We start from the raw sequence: 974 nt of genomic DNA, 5'->3' as shown, positions 1-974 counted from the left end.
CTACCTAGTATTGAACCTGTTAAAACAGGGTCGAATTTATTACCAATTAGTTGCCAAACTTGTTTTCCTTGTTTATGAGCGTATTGAACGTATTTTGTATCGACAGAAACGGAAACGAAATTACCGGAATCCTTCAGCGTATAGGAACGAGGAGATACTACATTTAAATTGGGGTTTTTAAGTTGTTGGGTGTAGTTTTCTTTCGATCCATTATGCTTCCAGCCCATGACGATAAGGCTTTGCTTCTTTTTTTGAAGTAGAGATTTCTTTATCCATCCCTTTTTACCATCAAGCAGTTGAACCTGGTAGTAATAATCGGGAATCTTCAATTTTTGACCAACTTTAAGGGTAACTGTTCGTAAGTTATTTAATTTCGTCAAATCACTTGTGGTTACCTCATATTTAGTAGAAATCTTCCACAATGTATCTCCTGATACAACCTTATGGATCTTATATTTTTGGGGAATCTTCAGGTTTTGGCCAACATTAATTTCGGAAGAGGTTAATTTGTTTTCTTTCTGTAACTCACTTACTGAAACTCCATATTGATTTGCTACTTTCCATAATGTGTTTCCAGTCTTTACTTTATGTATAATAGGCTTCGTAGAATCTCCAACGACAGAAGAAATGATGGGAAACTCCTCGCCTTTTTTTAAGGTCATTAGTATAGTGGAACCTAGTTTAGGAGAACTATAAACCTTTGAAGTGCCCGCTTTAACAGAACCTATGTAAAGTGTATTACTTGATGCTTTACCACTGGTTGGAAAGAGACAAATACAAAGAAGGCAGAACATAATAAGACATCCAAAGAATTTTTTCACTATTATTTTATTCTCCTTAAATTTTGATAAATTTAACTTTACTAGTTTACTATGGAGAATAGTTATAAAATAGAGGTACTTTGTGGAAAAGTTACCTCCTGAATTTTAAACTCTTTTTATTTACAAGGCATTAACCCTTCTTGAATCAATGCC

The 974-nt window shown here is 34.0% G+C and carries 1 protein-coding gene; it reads right to left on the bottom strand.

Annotated features, from left to right (window positions below):
• A partial coding sequence (locus tag AC1DUW_RS30465; protein ID WP_477644397.1) for a LysM peptidoglycan-binding domain-containing protein occupies positions 1–662 on the bottom strand: 662 nt, incomplete at its 3' end.
• Positions 663–974: the final 312 nt, after the last annotated feature.

This window comes from Peribacillus sp. P4_C12 (assembly GCF_056402095.1).
This window is presented reverse-complemented; position numbering and strand designations above follow the sequence as displayed.